Origin of the sequence: Methylibium petroleiphilum PM1 (assembly GCF_000015725.1) — a bacterium.
In the GTDB taxonomy this organism is placed as follows: Bacteria; Pseudomonadota; Gammaproteobacteria; order Burkholderiales; family Burkholderiaceae_C; genus Methylibium; species Methylibium petroleiphilum.
This window is the reverse complement of sequence record NC_008825.1, coordinates 424,606-448,137: the sequence shown is the minus strand read 5'-3', so window position 1 is coordinate 448,137 and position 23,532 is coordinate 424,606. Positions and strand designations below refer to the sequence as shown.

Annotated in this window: 22 protein-coding genes; 6 read left to right on the top strand and 16 right to left on the bottom strand. The window is 68.8% G+C overall.

All coding sequences use genetic code 11. The features are described 5' to 3' along the window. Nucleotides 1-6: 6 nt before the first annotated feature. Both MPE_RS02065 and MPE_RS02060 read left to right on the top strand, forming a co-directional pair. Nucleotides 7-777: an enoyl-CoA hydratase gene (locus MPE_RS02065; protein ID WP_011828014.1), complete on the top strand. Its 771-nt coding sequence runs from the start codon at nt 7-9 to the stop codon at nt 775-777. A 46-nt stretch (nt 778-823) separates the two neighbouring features. Continuing rightward, entirely contained in the window at nt 824-1,660 is an 837-nt protein-coding gene (locus MPE_RS02060; protein ID WP_011828013.1) for an SDR family oxidoreductase, read from the top strand. 21 nt (nt 1,661-1,681) lie between these two features. On the opposite strand, the gene MPE_RS02055 is transcribed toward MPE_RS02060, so the two are convergent. Genes MPE_RS02055 through MPE_RS22610 form a run of 3 tightly spaced genes read right to left on the bottom strand, consistent with a single transcriptional unit; the run spans nt 1,682 to nt 4,019 of the window. Then, nucleotides 1,682-2,530: a hypothetical protein gene (locus MPE_RS02055; RefSeq protein WP_011828012.1), complete on the bottom strand. Its 849-nt coding sequence runs from the start codon at nt 2,528-2,530 to the stop codon at nt 1,682-1,684. A gap of 53 nt (nt 2,531-2,583) precedes the next feature. Further along, nucleotides 2,584-3,393: a mechanosensitive ion channel family protein gene (locus MPE_RS02050; RefSeq protein WP_011828011.1), complete on the bottom strand. Its 810-nt coding sequence runs from the start codon at nt 3,391-3,393 to the stop codon at nt 2,584-2,586. A gap of 20 nt (nt 3,394-3,413) precedes the next feature. Beyond that, nucleotides 3,414-4,019, bottom strand: a complete 606-nt coding sequence (locus tag MPE_RS22610) for a copper resistance protein NlpE (protein WP_083767922.1) — start codon at nt 4,017-4,019, stop codon at nt 3,414-3,416. 207 nt (nt 4,020-4,226) lie between these two features. Between MPE_RS22610 and MPE_RS02040 the strand changes: the two genes are divergently transcribed. Then, nucleotides 4,227-4,640, top strand: coding sequence for a GFA family protein (locus tag MPE_RS02040; protein WP_011828009.1), 414 nt, complete (start codon nt 4,227-4,229; stop codon nt 4,638-4,640). A gap of 45 nt (nt 4,641-4,685) precedes the next feature. On the opposite strand, the gene MPE_RS02035 is transcribed toward MPE_RS02040, so the two are convergent. Further along, nucleotides 4,686-5,516 (bottom strand): 2-keto-4-pentenoate hydratase, encoded by an 831-nt coding sequence (locus MPE_RS02035; protein ID WP_011828008.1) that lies wholly within the window; start codon nt 5,514-5,516, stop codon nt 4,686-4,688. Nucleotides 5,517-5,682: 166 nt separating this feature from the next. Here MPE_RS02035 and MPE_RS02030 point away from each other — a divergent pair, with 166 nt between their 5' ends. Both MPE_RS02030 and MPE_RS02025 read left to right on the top strand, forming a co-directional pair. Beyond that, nucleotides 5,683-5,880, top strand: a complete 198-nt coding sequence (locus MPE_RS02030; protein WP_011828007.1) for a YgaP family membrane protein — start codon at nt 5,683-5,685, stop codon at nt 5,878-5,880. Between the two features lie 19 nt (nt 5,881-5,899). Then, the gene (locus MPE_RS02025; RefSeq protein ID WP_011828006.1) at nt 5,900-6,277 is read left to right on the top strand and encodes a carboxymuconolactone decarboxylase family protein; all 378 of its coding nucleotides are present in this window, start codon (nt 5,900-5,902) and stop codon (nt 6,275-6,277) included. A gap of 47 nt (nt 6,278-6,324) precedes the next feature. Here MPE_RS02025 and MPE_RS02020 read toward each other — a convergent pair whose 3' ends face one another. From MPE_RS02020 to MPE_RS01980, 9 genes are all read right to left on the bottom strand, one after another. After that, a complete protein-coding gene (locus MPE_RS02020) occupies nt 6,325-6,978 on the bottom strand; it encodes a glutathione S-transferase family protein (protein WP_011828005.1) in 654 nt (217 codons plus the stop codon). Nucleotides 6,979-7,045: 67 nt separating this feature from the next. After that, nucleotides 7,046-7,696, bottom strand: coding sequence for a hypothetical protein (locus tag MPE_RS02015; protein ID WP_011828004.1), 651 nt, complete (start codon nt 7,694-7,696; stop codon nt 7,046-7,048). A gap of 77 nt (nt 7,697-7,773) precedes the next feature. Further along, nucleotides 7,774-8,019 (bottom strand): hypothetical protein, encoded by a 246-nt coding sequence (locus MPE_RS02010; protein WP_041929497.1) that lies wholly within the window; start codon nt 8,017-8,019, stop codon nt 7,774-7,776. Nucleotides 8,020-8,247: 228 nt separating this feature from the next. Continuing rightward, on the bottom strand, nt 8,248-8,805 hold the full coding sequence (locus MPE_RS02005) for a hypothetical protein (RefSeq protein WP_011828002.1): 558 nt from the start codon (nt 8,803-8,805) through the stop codon (nt 8,248-8,250). Nucleotides 8,806-8,884: 79 nt separating this feature from the next. Beyond that, complete coding sequence (locus MPE_RS02000; RefSeq protein ID WP_011828001.1) at nt 8,885-9,157, bottom strand: hypothetical protein; 273 nt, start codon at nt 9,155-9,157, stop codon at nt 8,885-8,887. A gap of 284 nt (nt 9,158-9,441) precedes the next feature. After that, nucleotides 9,442-11,289, bottom strand: a complete 1,848-nt coding sequence (locus MPE_RS01995) for a DUF1302 family protein (RefSeq protein WP_011828000.1) — start codon at nt 11,287-11,289, stop codon at nt 9,442-9,444. A gap of 22 nt (nt 11,290-11,311) precedes the next feature. Continuing rightward, entirely contained in the window at nt 11,312-12,319 is a 1,008-nt protein-coding gene (locus MPE_RS01990; protein ID WP_011827999.1) for a WD40/YVTN/BNR-like repeat-containing protein, read from the bottom strand. Between the two features lie 2 nt (nt 12,320-12,321). Continuing rightward, nucleotides 12,322-13,689, bottom strand: coding sequence for a DUF1329 domain-containing protein (locus tag MPE_RS01985; protein ID WP_011827998.1), 1,368 nt, complete (start codon nt 13,687-13,689; stop codon nt 12,322-12,324). A 71-nt stretch (nt 13,690-13,760) separates the two neighbouring features. Beyond that, complete coding sequence (locus tag MPE_RS01980; protein WP_011827997.1) at nt 13,761-16,178, bottom strand: efflux RND transporter permease subunit; 2,418 nt, start codon at nt 16,176-16,178, stop codon at nt 13,761-13,763. A 410-nt stretch (nt 16,179-16,588) separates the two neighbouring features. On the opposite strand from MPE_RS01980, the gene MPE_RS01975 reads away from it, so the two are divergent. Beyond that, entirely contained in the window at nt 16,589-18,583 is a 1,995-nt protein-coding gene (locus tag MPE_RS01975; protein ID WP_011827996.1) for a sigma-54-dependent Fis family transcriptional regulator, read from the top strand. Between the two features lie 33 nt (nt 18,584-18,616). Here MPE_RS01975 and MPE_RS01970 read toward each other — a convergent pair whose 3' ends face one another. Genes MPE_RS01970 through MPE_RS01960 form a run of 3 tightly spaced genes read right to left on the bottom strand, consistent with a single transcriptional unit; the run spans nt 18,617 to nt 23,352 of the window. Next, the gene (locus tag MPE_RS01970) at nt 18,617-20,512 is read right to left on the bottom strand and encodes a propionate--CoA ligase (RefSeq protein ID WP_011827995.1); all 1,896 of its coding nucleotides are present in this window, start codon (nt 20,510-20,512) and stop codon (nt 18,617-18,619) included. Beyond that, the gene (locus tag MPE_RS01965; RefSeq protein WP_011827994.1) at nt 20,509-21,702 is read right to left on the bottom strand and encodes a serine hydrolase domain-containing protein; all 1,194 of its coding nucleotides are present in this window, start codon (nt 21,700-21,702) and stop codon (nt 20,509-20,511) included. Before MPE_RS01965 ends, MPE_RS01970 begins: the two co-directional genes overlap by 4 nt. A gap of 18 nt (nt 21,703-21,720) precedes the next feature. Next, a complete protein-coding gene (locus tag MPE_RS01960) occupies nt 21,721-23,352 on the bottom strand; it encodes a flavin-containing monooxygenase (RefSeq protein ID WP_011827993.1) in 1,632 nt (543 codons plus the stop codon). Nucleotides 23,353-23,532 lie beyond the last annotated feature (180 nt).

Sequence of the window (23,532 nt, the reverse complement as noted above, 5' to 3'; positions counted from 1 at the left end):
CCCGACATGAGCCACGACGACCTCCTGAGCCACGCCGAAGCCGGCGTGCTGACGCTGACCTTCAACCGCCTCGACAAGAAGAACTCGATCACCGCAGCGATGTACGCGGCGCTCGCCGACGCACTGGCCGCGGCCCGCGACGACGCCGCGGTGCGCGCCGTGGTGATCCAGGGCCACGAGCTGATCTTCAGCGCCGGCAACGACCTCGCCGACTTCCTGAACGATCCGCCGGCCAGCGCCGATGCGCCGGTGTGGCGCTTCCTGCACGGCCTGCGCAGCTTCCCGAAGCCGCTGGTGGCCGGCGTCTGCGGCGCAGCGGTCGGCATCGGCACCACGCTGCTGCTGCATTGCGACCTGGTCTACGCCGGCGACAACGCGAAGTTCAGCCTGCCCTTCGTGAACCTGGGCCTGTGCCCCGAGGCGGCGTCGAGCCTGCTGCTGCCGGCGCGCCTCGGCCATGTGCGCGCCGCCGAGGCGCTGCTGCTCGGCGAGCCCTTCGGCGCCGAGCAGGCGGCGGAGTGGGGGTTGGTGAACCGCATCCTGCCGCCCGGCGAGGTGAACAGCTTCGCGCAGGCGCAGGCGCGCCGGCTGGCCGACAAGCCGCAGAGCGCGCTGGTCGCGACCAAGCGCCTGATGAAGGCCGCATCGGCCGACGCGGTGGCCACGGCGATGGCCGCCGAAGGCGAGGTGTTCGGTCCGCTGCTGCGCGGGCCGGCGGCACGCGAGGCGTTCTCGGCCTTCATGGACAAGCGCAAGCCGGACTTCAGCAAGGTCTGAGCCCACGCACTCCCGCCCCTGCCTGCCCTGCCTCGAGGATGCTGCCATGACGACGACCCTGCGCGACAAGACCCTGTTCATCACCGGCGCCAGCCGCGGCATCGGCCTGGCGATCGCGAAGCGCGCCGCGGCCGACGGTGCGCGCATCGCGATCGTGGCCAAGACCACCGAGGCCAACCCCAAGCTGCCGGGCACCATCTACAGCGCGGCGGCGGAAATCGAGGCCGCGGGCGGCCAGGCACTGGCGATCGCCGGCGACATCCGTGACGAGGCCAGCGTGCTGGCCGCGGTGGCGCAGACCGTCGAGCGCTTCGGCGGCATCGACATCCTGGTCAACAACGCCAGCGCGATCAGCCTCACGCCGACGCCGATGACGCCGATGAAGCGCTTCGACCTGATGTTCGGCGTCAACGTGCGCGGCACCTACCTGTGCACCCAGGCCTGCCTGCCGGAGCTGCTAAAGAGCGCCGCGGCCGGCCGCAACCCGCACGTGCTGAACATGAGCCCCCCGCTGTCGATGAAGCCTCACTGGTTCAAGAACCACGTGGCATACACGATGGCGAAGTACGGCATGAGCGAATGCACGCTGGGTCACGCAGCCGAGTTCAGGAGCCATGGCATCGCCGTCAACAGCCTGTGGCCGCGCACTGCCATCGCCACCGCGGCGCTGCAGATGATCCCCGGCATCGACATCGCCCGCTGCCGCACGCCGGAGATCCTGGCCGACGCCGCCTGGCTGGTGCTGACCCGCGACGCGAAGACGGTGACCGGCAACTTCTTCATCGACGACACGCTGCTCGCGCAGCACGGCATCACCGACCTGGAGAAGTACAGCGTCACGCCCGGCACGAAGGACTTCGTGCTGGACTTCTTCGTCGACTGAGACGCGCGGGCGTTCTTCCGCTCAGGCAGCGGCCCCCGGCGGCGCGGCCGCCTGCAGTGCGGCCAGCGTGCGGTCCAGCTGCTCGGCGACGCGCTGGTGCTGGGCCTCGAGTTGCGATCGGTATGCCGTCAGGTCGCCTCCCAGGCCCAGGTCGCGGCGGATCTCCACCAGCACCGGGATCTGCTGCGCGCCGATGTGCTTCATCTCGGCGAACAGATGGCGAATGAAGACGGCCTGGAGCTCGGCGAAGCGCAGGCCGTGTCGGATGCGCTCGGCGTTCAGCTCGGCGGCGCGACCGCGATGGAAGTCGAGCGTGCGGCTCAAGGCCTGAAAGACCGCGGGATGGGGTTGCGCCGTCTCGTCGAGCTTCGACATCTCGCCCAGCAGTCGGTTGATCTCGGCCTGCGCCTTGTCGTGGAACGCATCGCACGCCGCGATCTCGGCACGCAGCAGCTGCATCGGCTGCAGGTCGACCATCAGGCGCAACAGCAACTCGCCGTAGGCCGCGGCCAGTTCGCTGACCAGCAACGCGGTCTTCGGCTCGCCCACCAGTTGCAGGCGGGCCGCCGCGGCGAGAAAGCCCTGCAGGGCTTCGGTGGCGTTCGCCTTGGCCAGATCCGCCTGGGGCAGGCCGCCGAGAAAGGCGCTCACGTTGGCCAGCGACTCCACGGTGCGCAGGCAGGTCTCGCGGCGCAGCGTGGCGGTGCGTTCCTTCGCCTTCTCGGCGGCGTCGTGTGCCAGTTGCACCTTCAGCCGCTGGGTGTTGCCGCGGTTGGACAGCAGCACGCCGCTCAAGGCCAGCAGCGCCCCGAGCAGGCCCGACCACACCGCGGCCGGGATCGATGCCAGGACTTCGAGCAGCGCGGCCACGCGGACGGCTCAGCGTGAAAAGGGATGTGCCGGGGCCGACAGTGCGCCGCGGCTCACGCCGGCTTCACGATCTGGTGCAGCGCCGACGGGACCGGCCAGCCGGCCTCCTGGCACACCCGCACGATCGCCTCGTTGGTGTCGAAGTAGACCTGCCAGTAGTGGTCGGTGTGGGCGTAGGGGCGCACCGCGATCTGCGGTCCTTCGAGCTTGAAGTCGAGCAGGTTGACCTCGGGCGGCATGTCCTTGGAGATGTTCGGGATCTGCGCCACCGCGGCCTTCAGGCGCGCGATCGCATCGAGCGGATCCACGCCGTGGGCCAGCTGCGCCACCCGCTCGACGCGCCGCACCGGCAGCACGGAGAAGTTCTGGATCGTGTCGCCGAAGATCTTGCCGTTGCCCACGATCGTCATCACGTTGTCGGGCGTGACGATCGTGGTCCCGAACAGGCCGAGCTCTCGCACCGTACCCACCACGCCGCCCACGCTGACGAAGTCGCCCACCTTGAAGGGCCGCAGGATCAGCATGAAGGCGCCGGCCGCGAAGTTGCCGAGCAGCCCGCTCCACGCCGCACCGATCGCCACGCCGGCGCCGGCCAGCATCGCCGCAAAGGAGGTGGTCTCGATCCCGAAGTAGCCCAGGATGCCGAGCACCAGCGCGATGTTCAGCGCGACGGCGATGATCGAGCCCAGGTACTTGGTCAGGGTGGGGTCGACGTGGTTGCGGCTCATGGCCGCCTGCACCAGCGCGATCACCCGGCCGATCAGCCAGCGGCCGACGAGCCAGAACGCGAGCGCGGCCAGGATCTTGAGGATCACCGCAGTCACGGTGGTGCCGAGGAAGGTCTGCAATGCGTCGATGTCCATGGGATCCTCCGGTTGCGTGGTCAGTGCCTGGGCTGAGGCTCCGGGGCATCGTGCGCCGGCACCTGCGGCGCCCCGCAGGCCACGCCAGGTGGGGCGTCGGCGCTGCCCGGCCCATCGTCGGCGACGCGCTCTCGCACGCCGCCGTCGCAGTCGGTGAACGCCACCGGGTCGAGCGCCGCCGTGCGGCGCAGGGCCAGGTTGGCGTCCGACTCGATGGGCTGGCCGCGGCGGTCGAGCAGGCGCAGCCCGCCCTCGTCCTCGGCGCCCGAGGGCATCACCGCGAACAGCAGCGTGTCCGTCTCGCCGCGCAGCATCAGCAGCGTGCCGGCGGCGTTCAGCTTCCAGTGTCCAAGTTCGGAGAACGGCCCTTCCGGCTTGCCCAGGTAGGTGCGGCGCAGGCGGTACAGGCCGTCCGCACGCAGCGTGAGCGTCTGCGCCACGCCGGCGCAGTCGGCACAGGGCAGGACGCCGGCGAAAGTGGCGGGCACCGGCAGGGTCGGTTGCGCCCACGCGCTGGCGAGCGCTCCGCCCATCAGGACGAAAGCCAGACACGGCGCGAGCCACCGCCGCAGTCCCGACGCGCGATGCGCCAGCGCCATGGCGCCGCCGCCAACTGTTCGAATCATCGACCGCCCTCGCTCCAGTCCCCACTGGCTCCCACCGCTTTGTAGCCGATTTCCAGGCCGTCACGGCGCGACCGCACCGCCGTCTTGCGCCGATCCGACTGTCATGCGCCGGAACACCCGCAACCGCCCGCTGGCGCGTCGCCACCCGCGGTGCTAGCGTCGTCCCAGCGGGCACGTCCGATGCCCGGATCTGAAGGAGACTTTCCCATGGAAATCGTCGGCGGCTGCCTGTGCGGCAAGGTTCGCTATCACGGCTCGGCACAACCGGTGTTCACCGCCGTGTGCCACTGCAAGCACTGCCAGAAGCAGTCGGGCACCTCGTTCTCCATCGTGCTGGGCCTGCCGCGCGAGAGCCTGGTGATCGAAGGCGGCCCGGTGTCCACCTACCGCGACACCGGCGAGAGCGGCCTGCCGGTGGATCGCAAGTTCTGCCCGAACTGCGGCTCGGCGATCGTCTCCGAAGTGGCGGCTGCACCTGCCCTCACCTTCCTGAAGGCCGGCACGCTCGACGACACGTCGGCGCTGCAGCCTCAGATGGAGATCTGGTGCGACCACGCCCAGCCCTGGGTGGCGCAGGATCCGAGCCGGGCCCGCATGCCGGCCAATCCGCCGCTGGGCTGAGGAGCCGCCGAGAACCCCGCGGCGCCGCACCGCGCCGCGGGCACGTCAGTCGACGAACTCGACCGCCAGCCCCGGCAGATCGATGCCACGCAGCACCGTGTGCCAGGTCTGCCCCGCACGCACCGGCTGCGCGGTGGTGAGCGTGCCGGTGGTCACCAGTTCGCCGGCCTGCAGCGGCAGCGCCTGCGGCTGACGCGACAGCACGCCGGCCAGGTGCGCCAGCGCGGCCAGCGGGCTGCCCAGCACGTTGGCGCCCACGCCCACCTCGCGCACCGCGCCGTCGCACACCAGCTCCAAGGAAAAGGCCGCCAACGCCGAGCGCAGGCCTGGCTGCAGGCGAGCCACCGGCTGCGGCTCGCCGACCAGCAGCGCGCCGTGCAGCGCGGCGTCGGCCACCGTATCGGCAGCGCGGAATTTCCAGCCCGGGAAATGCGACTGCACGATCTCGAACGCATGCGCCACCCAGTCGATGCAGTCCAGCAGTGCGGCCGCGTCGGCACCCGCCGGCGGCGCGCGATGGAAGTGCAGCACGATCTCGGGCTCGATCTTCGGCTCGGTGAACGGCGCCAGCCGGCACACGTGCCGTCCGCCCGCCACGCGCACCACGGTCCGGTCGTAGACGTGGGCCCATACCGGGTCGCGCACGCCGTACAGCGACCACATGTCCGGGTTGGTGAAGCCGATCTTGCGACCGATCGCGCGCGCGCCTTCCCGCAGCCGTGCCTCGTGCACGAGCTGCGCCACCGCGTACGCGGCCGGCACGTCGAAGCCGTCGAGCTGCGACGTGAAGGGCTCGATCTGCCGGGTCGCGTCCTGTGCGGTCTGGATCTGCCGAGCCAGGGCATCGAGAGAAGGCGGTGCGATGGTCATCGACATGCGTGCATCCCCGAGGCGTCGCTCGAAATCGACAGCGGCACGCTAGCGGCGGCGGTCGAACGAAGTCAATCCCTTTTCCTGTTCGAACCGCAGTCTTGATCCACGTCAGCGCCGCACCCGCCGCACGGCGAGATGATGAGGCCGGCTTCACTCCAGGAGAAACGCCATGAACCCCAACGTCGGAACCCTCGACCGCAGCGTGCGCATCGTCGTCGGCGCCGCACTGATCGCCGCCACCGTGGCAGGCGTCATCGGTCCCTGGGGCTGGCTCGGCGTGGTGCCGATCGCCACCGGTCTGTTCCGCTTCTGCCCCGCCTACCTGCCGTTCGGGCTGAACACCTGCGCCACGCGCAGCGGCAAGTGAGCGACAGGCACGCACTGCCATGGCCGACCGCACCGACAACCGCCCTCCCGCCCCGTACCGAGAGCTGACGCTGGATATTTCCGCTCGGCTCGCCACCCTGCGCACGGGCGTCCCCGACGTGATGAAGGGTTTCGGCGAGCTGGGCCGCGCAGCGATGGCCGATGGCGCGCTGGACAAGAAGACCAAGGAGCTGATCGCGGTGGCACTGAGCGTGGCCGCGCGCTGCGACCCGTGCATCGGGTTTCACATGCAGGCGTTGGCGAAGCTCGGCGCGTCGCGGCAGGAGCTGGATGAAGCGCTGGGCGTCGCCGTCTACATGGGCGGCGGACCGTCGCTGATGTATGCGGCCCATGCGGTGGCCGCCTACGACGAGTTCGCGCGTGGCCCCGACATCTAGCGCACCGCCGTCACACGCGAGATGAGACGGCGATGCGCCGGCCGGCGCTACACGGTCGCGGCCGGGTAGCTGCCCTCGCCGTGGGGCGCGGCACGGAAGGCCGGCAGCGCCTCGGCCTGCGCCGCATGCGCGGCGAGCCGCGGATGTGCCGCGGCGTCCACCATCTCGGGGATCAGCGCCTGCGTGAAGCGCCAGGCAACCGCGATGGAGACGCCGGCCTGGTCGATGTGGTCGCTGTCCACCGCCAGCGGCCGCTGCGCCAGCGCAGCCTCCAGTTCGCCGTAGGCCACGCGCAGCTGGCCGCTGACGCGGTCGAACCACGGCGCATGCACCTTGTCGGCCGGGCGCAGGTTCTCGTAGACGATCTGCACGCTCTTCTCGCAGGCAGCGAGCGCCAGGCCCAGCAGGCTCAGCGTGCGCAGCCGCGCGGCCGGGTCGGCCGGCATCAGGCTGCGGCGCCGCGCCGCGGGCAGGGCCGCCGCCAGCGTCTCGGCGTGTTCGAGGATCAGGTTCGAGTCGAGCAGCACGCTGCCGTCATCGCACACCAGCGACGGCGCCTTGACCACCGGGCTGATCTGGCGAAACGTGTCGAAGCCCCGGAACACCGAGATCGAGCGGTGCTCGAACGGCAGCCCCAGCAGCTGCAGCGACACCGCGACGCGGCGGACGTAGGGCGAATCGAGCATGCCAATGAGTTGCATGGTCACGGACTCCGATGGCGGACGAAGAGAGAAGACAGCGCTGCGGAGGTTTCGGGCTTTCCCGGCGCTACTTCCGGATCGGCGGGGGGACGACGATCGGTGCAACGCTCCGCGCGTCGTTGGACAAACTCCGTGCCCACAGCCCGACCGGCAGCACGGCGCTCTGCACCTTGCCGGCGAGCGCGGGAATCTTCGCTTCCGCGAGAGGGATGTCCTGGTCGCTTCGGTCGACGACCACCGGAACGCCGCTGCGCGCCGACCGCCCCCCAAGCACCCAATGACCATCCTCGAGCCGCGAGTGGATGTTGCCGAGGTAAAGCACGTCACCCTTCTTCACGTCGAAAGTCAGATCACCGACGGGCTCTTTGCGGACGATTCGCATGCCGCCACTGACGACTTGCCACCCGTTGAACCTGTGCGGACCTGGCTCGACTTCCAGCACGTACAGATGCCCTCTTCGATCACTGAAATCGCTGGCCACCGGCACGACCAGACCCTCCTGGACGGACTTGAGCAGCACCTGCGTGCTCATCGACTCCGCGTCCATGTGGACGATCGCATTGGCCCCTGCGCGAAACTCGACATCGTGCGAAACCGACACGATGATGACGGCCTTCTCCGCAAGCGCGGCCGGCGTTGTGTTGCGAGAAACAGGGGTGCCGCACCCGACCAAGAACGACAACAGTCCGGTGGCGATGATCAGTTTTCGTCGAATCAAGGCTGTCCTTTCAAGTGGCTACGCAAGCGAATCAGCAACGCAACGTGCACGGAGCGAGATCCGCGGCGCCCACCACGCTACAGCGAGAACTCGCAATGTATCGGCGTGTCGGGTTTCGCGCTGGGCTCGGGCATGCGGGCGCCATCGGGATCGAGCCGCCGACGCAGGCGGCAGCGTCGGGCGTCGGTGATGAACTCCGACTCGTAGACCGCATCGGCCTCGGGCAGGAAACTCGCCGCCACCGTGCAATGGCCGCCGGAGAACACCGTGTCCATCGTCATGCCCTCCTCGATGCGCAGCGGCACGCCGGCCTGGATGCTCACCACGCGTCCTTGCCCTTGACCACCGGTACGTCGAGCCGCCAGCGGGTCTTGCACGAGCGTTCGGGGTCGATGTGCGCATATGTGCTCCAGGTCTTGAACCGCAGCTGCGCGGTGGGGCCCGGCGGCGGCTGGAGTAGTGGCTGGCGCAGCCGGACAGCAGCCGCGGCAACAGCGCGGCGGCGGCCCGGGTCGCACGGACCCCTTTCGTCATCGTCGTCGTCGCCGGAGTTATTCGCAGGTCCCGGAGATCACCATCGAACCTTCCATCAGCACGAAGGGCTTCTTTGCCTCGAATGCGTACTCCTCCACCCGGATGGCCGAGAAGTGGACACCGCCGCCCGTGGCAGGCGCCACCGATGTGGCCACGAAGGAGCTCTCGCTATTGCCAGCGGCCAGCACCTGCACCCGGCCGTCGACGCGTCCGAAGGCCGGCGTCGAACCGGTCCCCACGGCAGGTCCCGCGGCCGGCCGCCCGGCCGTGCGATCCACGGTGAACACCACGCCGATCAGGTAGGGATTGGCCGGCCGGGCGATCGCGCCGTTCGGGCCCTGCTGGATCAAATGTTCGACCACCTCGCAGCGGTAGGCGCGTTCGCCGGCCGAGGAGGCGACCGGCAGCCACAGCAGCAGCGAACCTGCCAGGACCGGAATGAGCCCCCGCCGGCCCCCACCGCAAGCACGGCCCTCGAGGGGCCGCCGCGGATGGGCATCGAGCGACCCGACGGGGCCGCCGTCTCCGCCGGTTCGAGCCGGCGTGAGGGCGCCATGGCGCCTGCAATTGTTCATCGGTGACCCCTCTCCCCGGTGCGAGCGGCGCCAGTGTACGCAGCGCCAGGTGCGCCGAACGCGCGACAGCCGGCGCCGGCTACAGCCACTCGGGCGTGATCGACAGAGCGGCGGGCACCGTCTCGGCTTCCTCGAACTGCGAAGCGCGTGCCGAATGCAGCGTCGCCGCATCGCTCACGCCGGGCAGCACCGTGTCGGCACCGCAGATCGGGCACAGCGCCGTGGTGTCGTCGTGGATCCAGTGGCGAACGTCGGCGGGCGTGAAGCTGCCCAGGCAGGTGTAGCACCCGGCGCTGGCGGAGCGCGCCAGCGCGGCGCGATTGTTGAACGACAGGAAGGCGGCGTAGCTCATGCGAATGAGCGTAGTTCCAGCGCCCGGCACCATCCACCCCGCCGGAGGGGGGATGGTGGGGGCCCGCCGTGAAACGCGGCGTCCAAGCTGGGGAGTGCCTGCGCCAGGCTGGCTCGCGCATGCACGGCCTCGGGTCTGCGGCCCGCCCACAACGGTGCAGCAGCGCCGGCAGCGTTCTGCAAATGCAAAAAGACACCGGCTGCCGGACAGGCAGCCGGTGCAAATGGGTATCGAGCCCTGCCGCGAGCGCGACAGGGTCAGGATCGATACACCATGACGACCACTCAGAACTGATAAGCCACGCGGGCGAAGATTTCGTTGTTGTGCTGCAGGCCGTCGACGAAGTCGCGGTACTCGCCCTTGTTCTGGGAGTACACGGCGTTGAGGTAGAGGTCGGCCTGGATCGACTTGGTGGGCTTCCACTTCACGCCCGGCTGCGCGTACCAGCCGCCCTTGAGGTCGGTCAGGATCGCGAAGTCGAAGCGGTACTCCAGCGTCGGCGACGGCTGCTGCAGCGCCAGCGCCACCGCGTTGAAGCCGCCCGACTGCCCGCTCGGGTTGTCGCCCGGGGTGTTGCCCACGCCGCCCAGGTAGCGCCCGAACAGGTCGCTCCTGGACTTGTGCAGCCACTGCGCCACGAAGTAGGTCGCCGGGAAGGCGCTGGTGAACTTGTGGTACTTCTCCATGATGAAGGCGAACTGGTACTCGTCCTTCTCGATGTAGTCGCCCAGCGTCGGGTTGGTGAAGTGCTTGTTGGGCGTGTACGAGAACTCGAAGCGCCCGATCAGCTGGTCGAGCAGCGAGTCGGGCTCGCCCTCGAACACCCGGTTGATGCCGCCACCGAACACCGTCTCGCGCTTGTACTCGCGGCTCAGCCAGCCGCGCAGCGGCCCGGCCACGCCCGGCGTGAAGAAGGTGTCCAGGATGCACGACGCTGCCGCCTTGCTGCCGAGCTTGAAGTCGCCGTAGACCGCGCGTTCGGCACCGCAGGCGGTGGCCAGACCGACCAGGCCGTAGGGGTCGCCGGCCGCGGTGATGAAGTTCATGGAGGTGGCCACGCCCTCGATACCGTTCAGGCGCGAGTTGGAGGCTCCGCGGAACCATTCCTCGGCGCTCCAGACGCCGGTCGGCTGCACCGCGAACGCGGTGCCCGGCAAGACGTTCTCTCCCTTGGCGGCCGACCACTTGTAGACGCCGTCGGGGTTGGTGCGGTTGATGGCGAAGGCCTGGTAGCCGAAGCCGCCGGCCTCGCCCTTCAGGCGGAAGCCGACGTTCCACTTGTTCTTGACGTCCTCGTAGCCGGGCCGCTGGTCGACGGTGAACTGGTCCTGGATGAGGTTGTAGCCGGTCTCGCCGTTGGGCAGCAGCGTGGGCGCGAAGCGCTGCACGAAGCCGTCGACATCCATCTTCTCGTTGACGCGGTAGTTGGCGCGCAGGCCGAGCGCGGAGCGGCGGGTGTCGGAGTACTCTTCGGCGGCGACGCCGAACAGGTGGCCGCGCAGGTCCAGGCCGTTGGGCTGGTCGGCGACGCGGAAGAACAGCGCCTCGCCCCAGGCGATCTGCTGGTTGCCCGCGCGCAGCCACAGCGGGCCGTTGTTGTAGTCGAGGTAGAAGGCGGGCAGGTCGATCAGCGCGCGGTCGGTGGCGTAGGCCAGCGGGCCGCCAGCGGTGCCGCCGAAGGCCTGGCGGAAGCTGCTGCCGGAGTTGATGTCGCCCACGCCGGTGCTGGCGCCGCCGACGGTGCGCGTGCCGTAGGCGTCTTCGACGGCGCGGGTCTCGTCGACGATGCCGCGCAGCTTGATGGTGGCCTTGAGTGACTCGGTGAGCTTGCCGTCGAAGTTGAGGTCCACGCGGGTGGCGAACCAGTTGATGTCGGCGTCTTTCTTGTACTCGCCCGGGCGGGTCAGCGTGGTACCTGGGAACAGCACGCTGTTGTTGGGGTAGGTCACTCCGTTGGTGGAGTTGCCGTTCTGGGTCGTGAGGTTCTGGTCGTCGGTGGTCTTGACCGCCAACTCCTGTCGGATGAAGCCCGAGAAGGCCCATTCGGCCGCCTGGGCCGACCCGCACAGCGCGACCAACGCAGCTACTGCGATGGCGTGCCGCTGAGAGATTTCTGTACGAATCTTCTTCACGCTGTTGTCTCCTCGTTGTAGGTCAAAGATCGAGTTCCAGGATCGTTCCACCGGCTCCCACCGCCACCAGGCGCCGCTTGCCGCCGGTGCCTTCGCTCGCAGCCAGCGCCTGGTACCAGGCGTTGCGCACGAGCTTGGAGTTCAGCGGGCTCCAGGTGGCCCCGCCGTCGCGGCTGAGGACCACGGCGTTGATGCCGCTGGCGAGCACTTCGCCCTGGGCGGTCGCGTGCACGCCGGTCAGGATGGCGCCGGTGCCGGTCTTGTGCGAGGTCCAGGTGGCGCCGCCGTCGGCGCTGCTGAGCAGCGCGCCGCTCTGGCCGCTGGCGTACATCTTCTTGCCGCCTTCGACGACGGACAGGCCGAACAGGGAGCGTTCTCCCTTGTGCAGGGCTTTCCACTGCTGGCCGTCGCTGCTGCGCAGGACGAGTTCGAATTCGCCCACGGCGGTGACGCTGCCGTCCTCGGCGACGTGGATGTCGTAGAGGTGGGGTTCGGCGCCGTCATCGGTGATGGTGCTCCAGTCGACGGTCTGCACGGCCCAGGACTGGCCCCAGTCGGTGGACTTGAGGATGGTGCCGAAGGCGCCCACGGCGTAGGCGAGGCCTTGGCGGGTGACGTCGACGGCGAGCAGGCGCGACTTGGTCATGGAGGGCGCAGCCTTCCAGGTCTTGCAGTCGGCTGCCGCATACACCAGGCCGGTCTGGCCGACGGCGATGCATTTGCCTTCGCGCATCGCCACGGCCATCAGCGCCAGGTGCTTCATCGGGAAGGCCTGGACCTGCCATGTCGCCCCGCCGTCGGTCGTGGCCAGCACGTTGCCGAACGCCCCCACCGCGATGCCCTTCTCCCCTTCGAACACCACGTCGTACAGAGCATCGTGCGCCGTGCCGTGGCGCAGAAGCTTGGCGCCGGATGACGGCGGTGCCGCCATCGACACCGCAGCCCCCGACAGCAGCACCGCCATCGCCGCGAACCGCGCGAACAGCCCGGCGCGAGCGGCGGGCCGCGCGTGTTGCCGACCTTCGGACATGCTCAGGTCCCCAGACGTTGCAGCGCCTGCTCGGTCAGGTACTTGTCGAAGGTGCCCTCGACGTTGTAGCCCTGCGAAACGCCTCCGGCGATGCTCTTGGTCTGCAGGAAGCGCGTCATGCGGCCGTCCTGGATGTTGTGGCAGGTCACCGCGGTCCACGACCACGCGGTGTGGCTGCCGTCCATCAGCTTCTTGTCGCCCTTCTCGTACAGGCTGAACTGCGGCTCGAAGGACTTGAAGAGATCGCCGCGGCGGTCGTAGGTCACGTAGGCCACGAACATCATGTTCCGCGTGTCGACCCACACCCGCTTCTTGCTGACCGGCGCACGCGGGTAGCCCACGGGTTCGGCCTCGAACACCACCACGTCGGGGCACAGCTCCATGTTGGTGTCGAAGAAGGTGATGCCCTTGGGACCGCCATGCACCGGGCGTTCCCAGTTCGGGTGATCGCCGTACCAGGTCTGCGACTGCGCACCGAGCATCGGGCCGCGGCCGACGATCTTGTAGTTGCCCCAGGTCAGCATCGGGTCGCCGGACGCCCAGGCGTCGGACAGATAGAAGTTCACCCCGGCCACCAGCGGCTCGAAGCGCTGGTTGGTCGGGAACTTGCGCACGCGCTTGAAGGCGGGCAGGTAGCCGGAGAGATCGGGGAACTTGCGCTGGTCGTAGTACCAGGTGCTCAGGTAGCTGGTGCCCTTCACGTCGACCGGCGAGGTGAAGAACACGGCCTGGTAGCGCAGCTTGTCCTCGCCCCCGGGGAAGCTCTTGGCCTGGGCGCGCGCGACCGAGTTCTCCTCCACCCAGGCGAAGTCGTACTGGTAGCTCTGCGAACCGTCGGGCGCGATCTCCCAGTCGCGGATGGCGTAGATGGAGTTGTCGTGGCGACCCCAGCACAGCGTGAGGTTGGCCGCCACCTCCACACCGGTCTTCGCATCGGGGAAGGGGTTGCCGCCGATCCAGGGCTTGCCATCGGGCGACACGATGTTGCCGCCGGCGTCGAACTTCGCCTTGCCCTGGTTGCGCAGGGTCGCCTCCAGGTATTCGTGCGGGAACATCCGGGTCACATCCTTGGTGGTCGGCACGATGCGGATGCGCCGCCCCATGGTCTTGACTTCCTGGTAAGCCACGGGGTCGAGCAGGTCCTTGACGATGTCGACGTTCTCGGCGGTGATGAAGTCACCGGTCTTGATCTTGCCCTTGGACCAGGCGTCGATCGACATCAGCTCGTCCGGGTAGGCCTTGGTGATGTCCGCGGAGTTCGCGATCATCGGCCACAGCGGACCCAGCACCCCCGCCGTCGCAATGCCCTTGGCGGCCTGCTCCATGAAGAAGCGTCGGCTGTAGTCGTGGTCGTACTTTCTGATATGCATGGTCGTCTCCTACTTCGTTGTCGACAATTCGCAGTCCCCACCCAGCGGGGGGCGGCGCACTCTCACAGGGCTCAGGCAGGCACCGCCGTCTGAGGCTTCTTCTCCAGGGATTCGGACAGGGCCGACATGTCGCTGTCGAGGAACTTGGGCTTGATCAGGTACACCAGCAGCGGCAGCAGCACCAGCGCCAGCACCATGTTGATGAGCATCAGGATCACCAGCAGCAGCCCGGTGTCGGAGAGGAACTTGAGCTCCGACAGGAAGTACCACGGCGCCAGCCCGATCGTCATCAGCGAGGCGGTGAAGAAGATGGCCTTGCCGCAGGTCTTGAGCGCCACCCGGATCGCCACGCCCAGGTCCTTGTTGGCCACCTGGTATTCCTCGCAGATGCGCGTCATGAGGTAGATGCCGTAGTCGATGCCGACCCCGATGCCGATGGCCAGGATGGGCAGCGAGTTGACGTCCAGGCCGACGCCGGCGAGCGACATGGAGGCGGTGAGCATGGCGTTGGCCAGGTTCACCGGGATGAGCAGCAGCAGGCCCGCGACGATGGAGCGGTAGGCGAGCGAGCAGCCGATCAGGATGACGAGGTTCAAGGCCAGCAGGATGCGGCTTTCGTAGCGCACCACGGTGTCGTTGATGGATTGCTGCAGCGCGATCGCCCCGGAGGCCAGCCGGATGGTGAAGGTGGGGTGCTCGGGGCCGACTTTCTCGACGCAGGCACGGGCCTGGGCCAGCGCGGTGTCCACCGTCTCTTGCTTGTTGTTGGAGTACCAGAGCGAGACGGTGCCGTTCTTCTGTTCGAAGTCGGTGACGTGCAGGAAGGCCTTGGCGTTGGTGCCGGCCATGAGGCCGGTGACGGCGGCCGAGGCGGAGGCATCGTCGTTGTCGAGCGGCGACCACTTGGGGTTGCCGCCGCTGAAGACGCGGTTGGCTTCGGGCGCGAGGTCGGCGAAGGACAGGGTGGCCGTGGGCGGGTTGGGGCTGCTCTCCAGGCAGTGCTGGAGGTCGCGCATCGTGGTGAGGGTGTCGCTCTGGCGCACGATGCGGGCGTTGCCCTTGCCTTCGAACACGACTTCCATGGTCATGGAGCCGGGGAAGTGCTGGTTGATCTCGCGCACGGCGAGGTTGAACTTGGAGTCGTAGCGCAGCAGGTTGGTGCCTTCGACGGGGTTGCCGACCTGCACGCGCAGCATGAGGAAGACGGCGACGATGCCGAGGACGATGAAGACGATGCCGGTGTAGCGGGCGTTGCGTCCGGTGGAGAGGGCAGCGAAGCCGCCGAGCGTGCCCTGGATGCCGCGCTGGACGGGGCCGCTGTGCTGGTCGTTGCCGAGCAGGTGCTCGATGTTGTTCGGCCTCGGCATGAGGCTGAGCAGGATGGGGGTGAGGAAGACGCTGCAGGGGACGAGGTTGAGCGCCCACAGGCCGGTGAAGAGGGCGAAGCGCTCCATGGCCGGGATGGGCGCGAGGGCGACGAGGAGCAGGCCGCACACGTCGGTGAAGATGCCCAGGGTGCCGGGGTAGACGAGGGAGACGAGGGAGAGTTCGGCGGCCTTGTCCTTGGGGTGGCCGTCGTGCAGGAGTTCGAAGTAGCGCTCGGTGGCTTGCACGCAGTGGCTGAAGCAGCGGGCGATGAGCAGCAGCGGCACGACCATGAGCAGGGGCTCGACGGGCAGGCCGAGCCAGCCGACGAGGCCGAAGCCCCAGATGGCCGAGACGGCGCTGACGAGCACGGGCACGAGGATGCCGGCGACGTTGCGCATGTGGAAGGCGAGCACGCCGAACATCAGGATCAGGGTGATCGCGAAGATCTCGAGGGTGTTGTCGCCGAAGGCGTAGATCCACCCGGTCATGACGGGGAAGCCGGCCGCGTGGATCTCGTGCGCAGCGTCGGTCTCGTTCTTGACGATGGCCTGGACGGCGTCGAAGACCTTGCCGTAGTCGACGGATTGTTCGATGAAGGTGGCGTTGACGATGGTGGCGGTGCCGTCGGAGGACACGAGGAAGGTGTTGGCTCCGGGGGATTCGTCGACGCGGCGGCGGATCTCGGCGAGCTGCTCTGCCGTCTTGGGCAGCTCGTCGTCCATGATGGGCTGCGAGAAGATGCCGTCGGGGGTGATGACGGTGTAGCGCGCCTTGGAGGTGGCGATGGAGAGGATCTGGTCGTGGTCGACCCCGGGCGTGAGGTCGATGTCGCGCGAGATGCGCCAGATCTTCTCGAGCGTGTCGGCCTGGAACACGTCCTTGCCATCGACACGCTTGATCATCAGCGTGACGGTCAGCGGATTGCCGAAGTTGGGGTGGTCCTTGTAGACCTGCACGAAGGGGTGGTTCTTCGGGAACAGGTCCGAGAAGATGGTCTTCACGTCCACGCGCACCAGGCCCACCGCAAAGAACGCCGTGATCAGCCCCATCACCACCAGGATCGCCCACCGGTTCCCCAGTGCAAATCGCGCCAGCTTGCGTCGCAGGTCAATCTTTTCCATCAGGCACCTGGGCATCCGTTCATCCATTCGTTGAGTAACCGCATGCCGTCGCTCCCGGGGCGGCCAGCGCGCGCAGCGACCGCTGCATCGCGCAGCGGCACCGACCCCGGAATCGCAAATCACGGGCCATGGCGTTTGCCGGCCTGGCGCCAGGGTTCACCCTGAACCGGCGACCCTGTCGCGGGCCTCGGCGGGCCGTCCGGGCGTTCGGGCGCGCCCCACTTTCGGACAGCGTGTCCGAGACTCCGGACAGGCCCGATCGCCGCGCGCCGCGCGGCGCCGGCTGTCCGATTCCTGGGACACCGGACAGGGTTTGATCTGCTTGAGAAGAAGCCGGCCAACCGGTGTAATCGGCAGACCTTTCCTCACTCACCACCGCACGGGATTCACGCGATGAGCGCAGGTCTGTCATGAAGCCGAACGCCAGCCCCTACCTCGGCTTCGACAAGGACGCCCGCGGGGTCAAGAGCCTGTGGGAGCGCTTCAACGCCGGGCTGATCGACACCGAGGAGCGCCGCGACACCTACCAGCAGCTCCTGCTGCACGAATGGCAGCGCTGCAAGGCGCTGGGCGTCGATGTCGCCATGACCATGGGCCGCCGCCTGAGCGACAGCGAATTCCGCCTGCGCATGCAGGCGGAACAGCTGCTGCTCGAAACCGCGGTGCCGATCGTGAGGGACGTCGACCGCTTCCTCGCCGACGTGCCGGGGATCATGATCCTGATCGACCGCTCCGGCTGCGCGCTGCACATCAGCGGCGACCCGCGTGTCGGCGAGTTCGCAGCCAGCCGCACCGGCATCGTCGTGGGCTCGCAATGGGACGAGGCCACGGCAGGCACCAACGGCATCGGCACGGCACTCGCGAAGCGGCAGCCGGTGCACGTGTTCGCCTCCGAGCACTTCTGCGAGGGCTGGCAGTCGTGGTCGTGCTGCGCCGCGCCCATCTTCGACGCCGACGGCCACACCGTGCTCGGCGTCATCGACTACACGACCATGGCGTCGGATTTCCGCGAACAGGCGCTCGCACTCACGGTCTCGGTCGCGAACTCCATCCAGGCGCGCATGACCATGCACCGCGAGCTCGAGCGCAGCCGCCTGGTCACCGCCTTCAGCGAGGCGGCTCGCCGTTACCCCTTCGACGACATGCTGGCGCTGGACCATGCCGGGCGCCTGGCCATCCACACGCCCAGCGACCGCTGCCGGCGCATCGCCGAGAACTGGGCCTCGGGCGGCTTCGAGGGCACCCCCGCCGTGCGCGAAACCTTCGAGGTGACGGCTCCCAACTCCGAATCGCGCATCGGCACCCTCATCCTGCTGGCCAAGCCCGCCAGCTACGACCGCGTGTTCCTGCCGTCGAACACGCCGTCCTCGTTGCGCGACGCGGTGGAGCCGGTCAAGCGCTTCGGCCACTTCCTCACCCGCGACCCGGACACCCGGCGCATGCTGGCCGAGCTGGAGCGCGTGGCGGCGGCCGACGTGAACGTGCTGATCATCGGCGAGACCGGCACCGGCAAGGAGCTGCTCGCGCGCCAGTTGCACGCCAGCAGCCCGCGCCGCGCCGAGCCCTACATCGCGGTGAACTGCGGCGCGATCAGCGAAGACCTGATGGAGAGCACCTTCTTCGGCTACGTGAGGGGCGCGTTCTCCGGCGCCGACCCGCGCGGCCGGGCCGGCTACTTCGAGTCCGCCAAGGGCGGCACGCTGTTCCTCGACGAAGTGGGCGAGCTGCCGCTGGCCATGCAGGCCGCGATGCTGCGCGTGCTCGAGGACGGCAGCTACCAGCGCGTGGGCTCCTGCGAAACCCAGCAGGCGCGCTGCCGCATCATCGCCGCGACGCACCGCAACCTGGAGCAGCTGGTCGCGCAGGGCCGGTTCCGCCAAGACCTGTACTTCCGACTGAAGATCGTCCAGAAGTCCATCAAGCCGCTGCGCGAGCGGCCCTGCGACCTGACGCTGCTGATCGACCAGTTCGGCGACGCCATGCGCCAGAAGCACGGCCTGCCCACGGTGCAGCTCCCGCCGGACACCCGCGCCGCGCTCGAACGCTACCGCTGGCCGGGCAATGCGCGCGAGGTGCGCAACGTGATCGAGGCCGCCGTGCTGTGCGCCGATGGCGCGATCGGCCTCGAATGCCTGCCGCCCGAAGTGACCCGTCCACCCGAGACCAGCACCGAACCGGTGGTGGCCGGCACGGCCGGCGAAGGTCTGGCCGCCGTGCGCGACTACGAGCGCCAGCTGATCCTGGGCCTGCTGCGCAAGTACCGCAAGGTCAACCACGTGGCCAGCGCGCTGGGCATTGCGCGCTCCACGCTGTACCGCAAGTTCGCGGAACTCGCCATCGACCAGAGCGAGTTCACCCAGGCGGGCCACGACGAGCGGCCGATCGCGCGCGACGGCATCCACTGAACGGTGGCCGCCGCGCGGCCACCGCCCCCTGCCTCACCGCCCGAGCAACTCCCGGATCGCCTGCAAGGCCGTGGGGTCCTCGATGGTGGTCAGGTCGCCCGGGTCGCGGCCCTCGGCCACCGCCTGCAGCGCACGGCGCAGCAGCTTGCCCGAGCGGGTCTTGGGCAGCAGCGTCACGAAGTGCACCCGCGCCGGCCTCGCCACCGCCCCGAGCTGCTGGTCCACCGTCTTCATGATGTCGCCCTCGAGCTTCAGCCGCGCCTGCGGCTCCTCCAGCCCCCGCGCGTCCTTGGGCACCACGAAGGCCACGGCCACCTGGCCCTTGAGCTGATCGGCCACCCCGACCACCGCCACTTCGGCCACGTTGGCGTGGCTGGAGACGCTTTCCTCGATCTCGCGGGTGCCCAGCCGGTGCCCGGCGACGTTGATGACGTCGTCGGTGCGCCCGAGGATGTAGTAGTAGCCGTCTTCGTCCCGGATGCCCCAGTCGAAGCTGCTGTAGACGCTCTGGCCGGGCACGCTTTTCCAGTAGGTGTTGACGAAGCGGTCGTCGTCGCGCCAGACGGTCTGCATGAAGCCGGGCGGCAGCGGGCCTTCGACCACGAGCACGCCTTTCTGGTGGGCGCCGTGCAGTTCTTCGCCGCTGGCGTCGTCGACGAGCTTGACCTTGTAGCCGTAGGTGGGGATGCCGGGGCTGCCGAACTTGCTGGGCTGGCGCTGCACGCCGTTGGCGATGCTGAGGATGGGCCAGCCGGATTCGGTCTGCCAGTAGTTGTCGACGATGGGCACGCCCAGGGCGTCGGCGATCCACTGGGCGGTGGGTTCGTCGAGCGGCTCTCCGGCCAGGAACAGGGCGCGCAGGCTGCTGAGGTCGTGTTTCTTGAGGGCCGCGGGGTCTTGTTTCTTGAGCACGCGCACGGCGGTGGGGGCGCTGAACATGGCGGTGACTTTGTATTTCTCGACCAGGCTCCACCAGATGGCGGCGTCGGGGCGGATGGGCAGGCCTTCGTACATGATGGTGGCCATGCCGGCGAGGAGCGGGCCGTAGACGATGTAGCTGTGGCCGACGACCCAGCCGATGTCGCTGGTGGAGAAGTAGGTTTCGCCGGCGTTGCCGAGGTAGATGTGTTTCATGCTGGCGGCCAGCGCGACGGCGTAGCCGCCGGTGTCGCGCTGTACGCCCTTGGGGGTGCCGGTGGTGCCGCTGGTGTAGAGGGTGTAGCTGGGGTGGGTGGCGTCGACCCAGGTGCAGGGGACGCGGCTGTCGAGGTGGCGCGCCCTGAGGGTGGCGTAGTCGATGTCGCGGCCTTCGACGGGTTGGCTGGGGGCGAGGCCGCGGTCGACCATGAGGACGTGCCGGGGTTTGTTCTTGGCCAGGCGGATGGCTTCGTCGAGGAGGGGTTTGTAGGGGACGACTTTGCCGGCGCGGCTGCCGGCGTCGGCGCTGACGATGAGTTTGGGTTGGGCGTCGTCGATGCGGCTGGCGAGGCTGACGCTGGCGAAGCCGCCGAAGACGACGGAGTGGATGGCGCCGATGCGCACGCAGGCGAGCATGGCGAAGGCGGCCTCGGGGATCATGGGCATGTAGATGAGGACGCGGTCGCCCTGGCCGACGCCGAGTTCGACGAGGCCGGCGGCCATGCGTTCGACTTCGCGCTGGAGTTGGGCGTAGCTGTAGGTGCGTTCCTGACCGACTTCGGTGGAGACCCAGATGAGGGCGTTGTCGTCGGGGCGCCGGGCGGCGTGGCGGTCGACGGCGTTGTGGCAGAGGTTGGTCTGGCCGCCGACGAACCAGCGGGTGAAGGGCGGCCGGCTGTCGTCGAGCACTTCGTCGAACGGGCGGTGCCAGTCGATCAGCTCGGCCTGCTCGGCCCAGAAACCCTTCGGGTCTTCGATCGAGCGGCGGTAGAAGGTGGCGTAGTCGGTCATGCGCTGCGGTGCTGGTAGACGGTGGACTCGAACTCCACGAAGCCCGGGTAGGACGCGGCGTCCATCAGCGGCAGGATCTGCGTGGCCCAGTAGCCGCCGATGCCGGCCCGGCGGTCGGCCCAGAAGAAGCAGTTGGCCAGGCCCGCCCACATCAGCGAACCGGCGCTGCGGCCGGTGGGCGCGCGCTCCCGGTTGGTCATGAAGCTGTAGGCCCAGCCCTTGTCGGTGCCGGGCAGGAACTCGCCGGTGTTGGCCAGCGAGGGGATCGACGTGGTCCACCCACCCGCCGACAGGCCCAGGGCCTTCAGCCCGTCCTGCGCCAGCGCGTCCACCGTCTCCGGCCTCAGCACCCGACCGAACGGCCCGCTGCCGTCGTTGAGCAGCATGCGGATGAACTTCATGTACTCGCCCACCGTCGCGTACAGGCCCTGGCCGCCCATGTCCATCGGCGGCGGGTCGGGCAGTTTCAGGTCGGGCTGCGGCGTGAGCGTGCCATCGTCGGCACGCGCATGGATGACGGCGCGGCGCGGCTGCATGTCATCCGACATCCCGAAGCCGATCTCCTCCATGCCCAGCGGGTCGAACAGCCGCTCGCGCATCACGTGGCCCAGCCGGTCGCCGCGCAGCTTTTCCACGATGCGGCCGATCCAGTCGATGTTGACGCCGTAGGTCCAGGCCTCGCCGGGGTCGTGCAGCAGCACGGTGCGGATCGAGTCGAGGCTGCACGACACCACGGTGGGAATGCCGCGCGCGGCGCGGAACTTCAGGTCGTCGGCGCTGAAGAACTCGTAGCACAGGCCCGAGGTGTGCAGCATCAGGTCGCGCACCGTGATCCGGCGCCTGGGCGCGCGCAGCCGCGGCTGCCCGGCCGCATCGAAGCCGTCGAGCACCTGCAGCTCGTCGATCTCGGGCGCGTAGCGGCCGGCCTCGTCGTCGAGCGCGAGCTCGCCCTCCTCCACCAGCTGCATCACCAGCGTGGCGGTCAGCGGCTTGGTGGTGGAGAAGATGGCGAACACGCTGTCGGTCGACATCGGAGCGTCCTGGCCCAGCTGCAGCACGCCCGCCGCGCCGCGGTAGACGTCGGCCTTGCGGTCGGTGGCCATGGCCACCACGCCGGGCACGCCGCCTGGTTGCAGCACGCTGCGATCCAGCAGCGCGTCGAGCGCGCTGCCCAGCCTGTCTTTGTTCATGGCGGGTCTCCCTGGCGCTCAGCGCATGGCGAAGCCGGGGTAGCCCATGGCCGCCTGCTCGTCGCACTGCCGGTGATAGTTGCCCACGCCGCCGGCATAGGACAGCAGCCGCCGCGGCTTGCCCTCGACGTTGGAGCCCATGTACCAGGAGTCGGTCTTCACCAGCAGCGTGCGGTTGGCCACCTCGTCGTGGTGCCGGACCCAGGACTCCTCGAACTCGCGGGTCGGCTCGACCACCTTCTTGCCGGTGGCACGCGCGTAGGCAATGCAGTCGGTGACCCACTCCACCTGCGCCTGCAGGCAGGTGGGCATGTTGCACAGCGCCGCGGTGGGCGCCAGCGGCGAGGCGGTGCTGAACAGGTTGGGGTAGCCGTGGATCTGCATGCCCATGGCGGTGCGGATCTCCTTGCTCCACTCCTGCTTCAGCGAGCGGCCGCCGCGGCCGCGGATGTCCATGCGCGTCAGCGCGCCGGAGCCGGCGTCGAAGCCCACCGCGAGAATGATCACGTCGACCTCGTGCACCTTGCCATCGGAGGTCTGGATGCCCTCGGGCACGATGCGCTCGATCGGCGTGGCCCGGCAGTTCACGCCCTCCACGTTGTCGCGCAGGTAGACCTCCAGGTAGCCGCTCTCCAGCGGCACGCGGTGCGTGCCGAAGCCGTAGTCGGTGGGGATCAGCAGTTCGCACAGCGCGGGGTCGTTGCCCAGCCGCTCGCGCATCTTGCGGCGCACGAACTCCGAGACCTCGAAGCTCACCGACTCGTCGAAGAACATCTCCGGGAAGGAGGCGAGCCACATCGACAGCGAGCCGTCCTCCCACAGGCCCTGCAGCACGACCTCGCGCTCGGCCGGCGTCTTGTCGGCCCAGGGCCCGGCGTCGAAGTCGTAGTCGAAGCCGGCGAAGGTGCCGCGCACGCGCGCCTTCAGCTCATGGAAGCGCGCGGCGAAGTCGGCCCACTCCTTCTCGCCGTACTTCGGGTTGCGCATCGGGATCATGTACTGCGGCGTGCGCACGAACACCTTCAGTTCGGCCACCTCGGGCGCGATGGACTGGATCACCTGGATGCCGGTGGCGCCCACACCCACCACCGCCACGCGCTTGCCCTTCAGGTCCACACCCTCCTTGGGCCACAGCGCCGTGTGGTGGATCTGCCCCTTGAAGCTGGACTGCCCGTGGAAGCGGTTGGTCAGCGGCGCCGACAGCATGCCCATGCAGCACACCAGGTACTGCGTGTCGATGGTCTCGCCCTGCTGCGTGACGAGGCTCCAGCGGCCGATGGTGTCGTCGTAGTGGGCGGAGTCGATGCGTGCGCCGAAGCGGATGTCCTTGCGCAGGTCCAGCCGGTCGGCCACCCAGTTCAGCCAGCTCTCGGTTTCCGGCTGCGCCGGGAAGCGCTCGGTCGGCTTCCAGGCCTTGTACAGGTCCTCCGAGAACCAGTACTGGTAGATCTCGGCCTGCGAGTCGAAGCGGGCGCCGGGGTAGCGGTTCCAGTACCAGGTGCCGCCGACGCCGGAACCGGTTTCGTAGGCGCGCACATTCAGGCCGAGCTCGCGCAGCTTGTGCAACTGGTACAGGCCCGCCACACCGGCGCCGATGACGACGGCATCGAGTCGCGTGACGGGGGCGTTGGGGTTCGAATAGGCAGCCATGGGGTCTCCGGGGGTTCGCGATTTGCCGGGGCAGATCGCAATTCACGGACCACGGCCGGCCCACGGATTCCTGAGGGTTCACCCTCGATCGACGGCGCGATCAGGGCCTGCCGGCCGGCTCGGCGCCGCCGCCGCGCGCCCACCCTCGGACAGCGTGTCCGACAAATAGGACAGGCACGA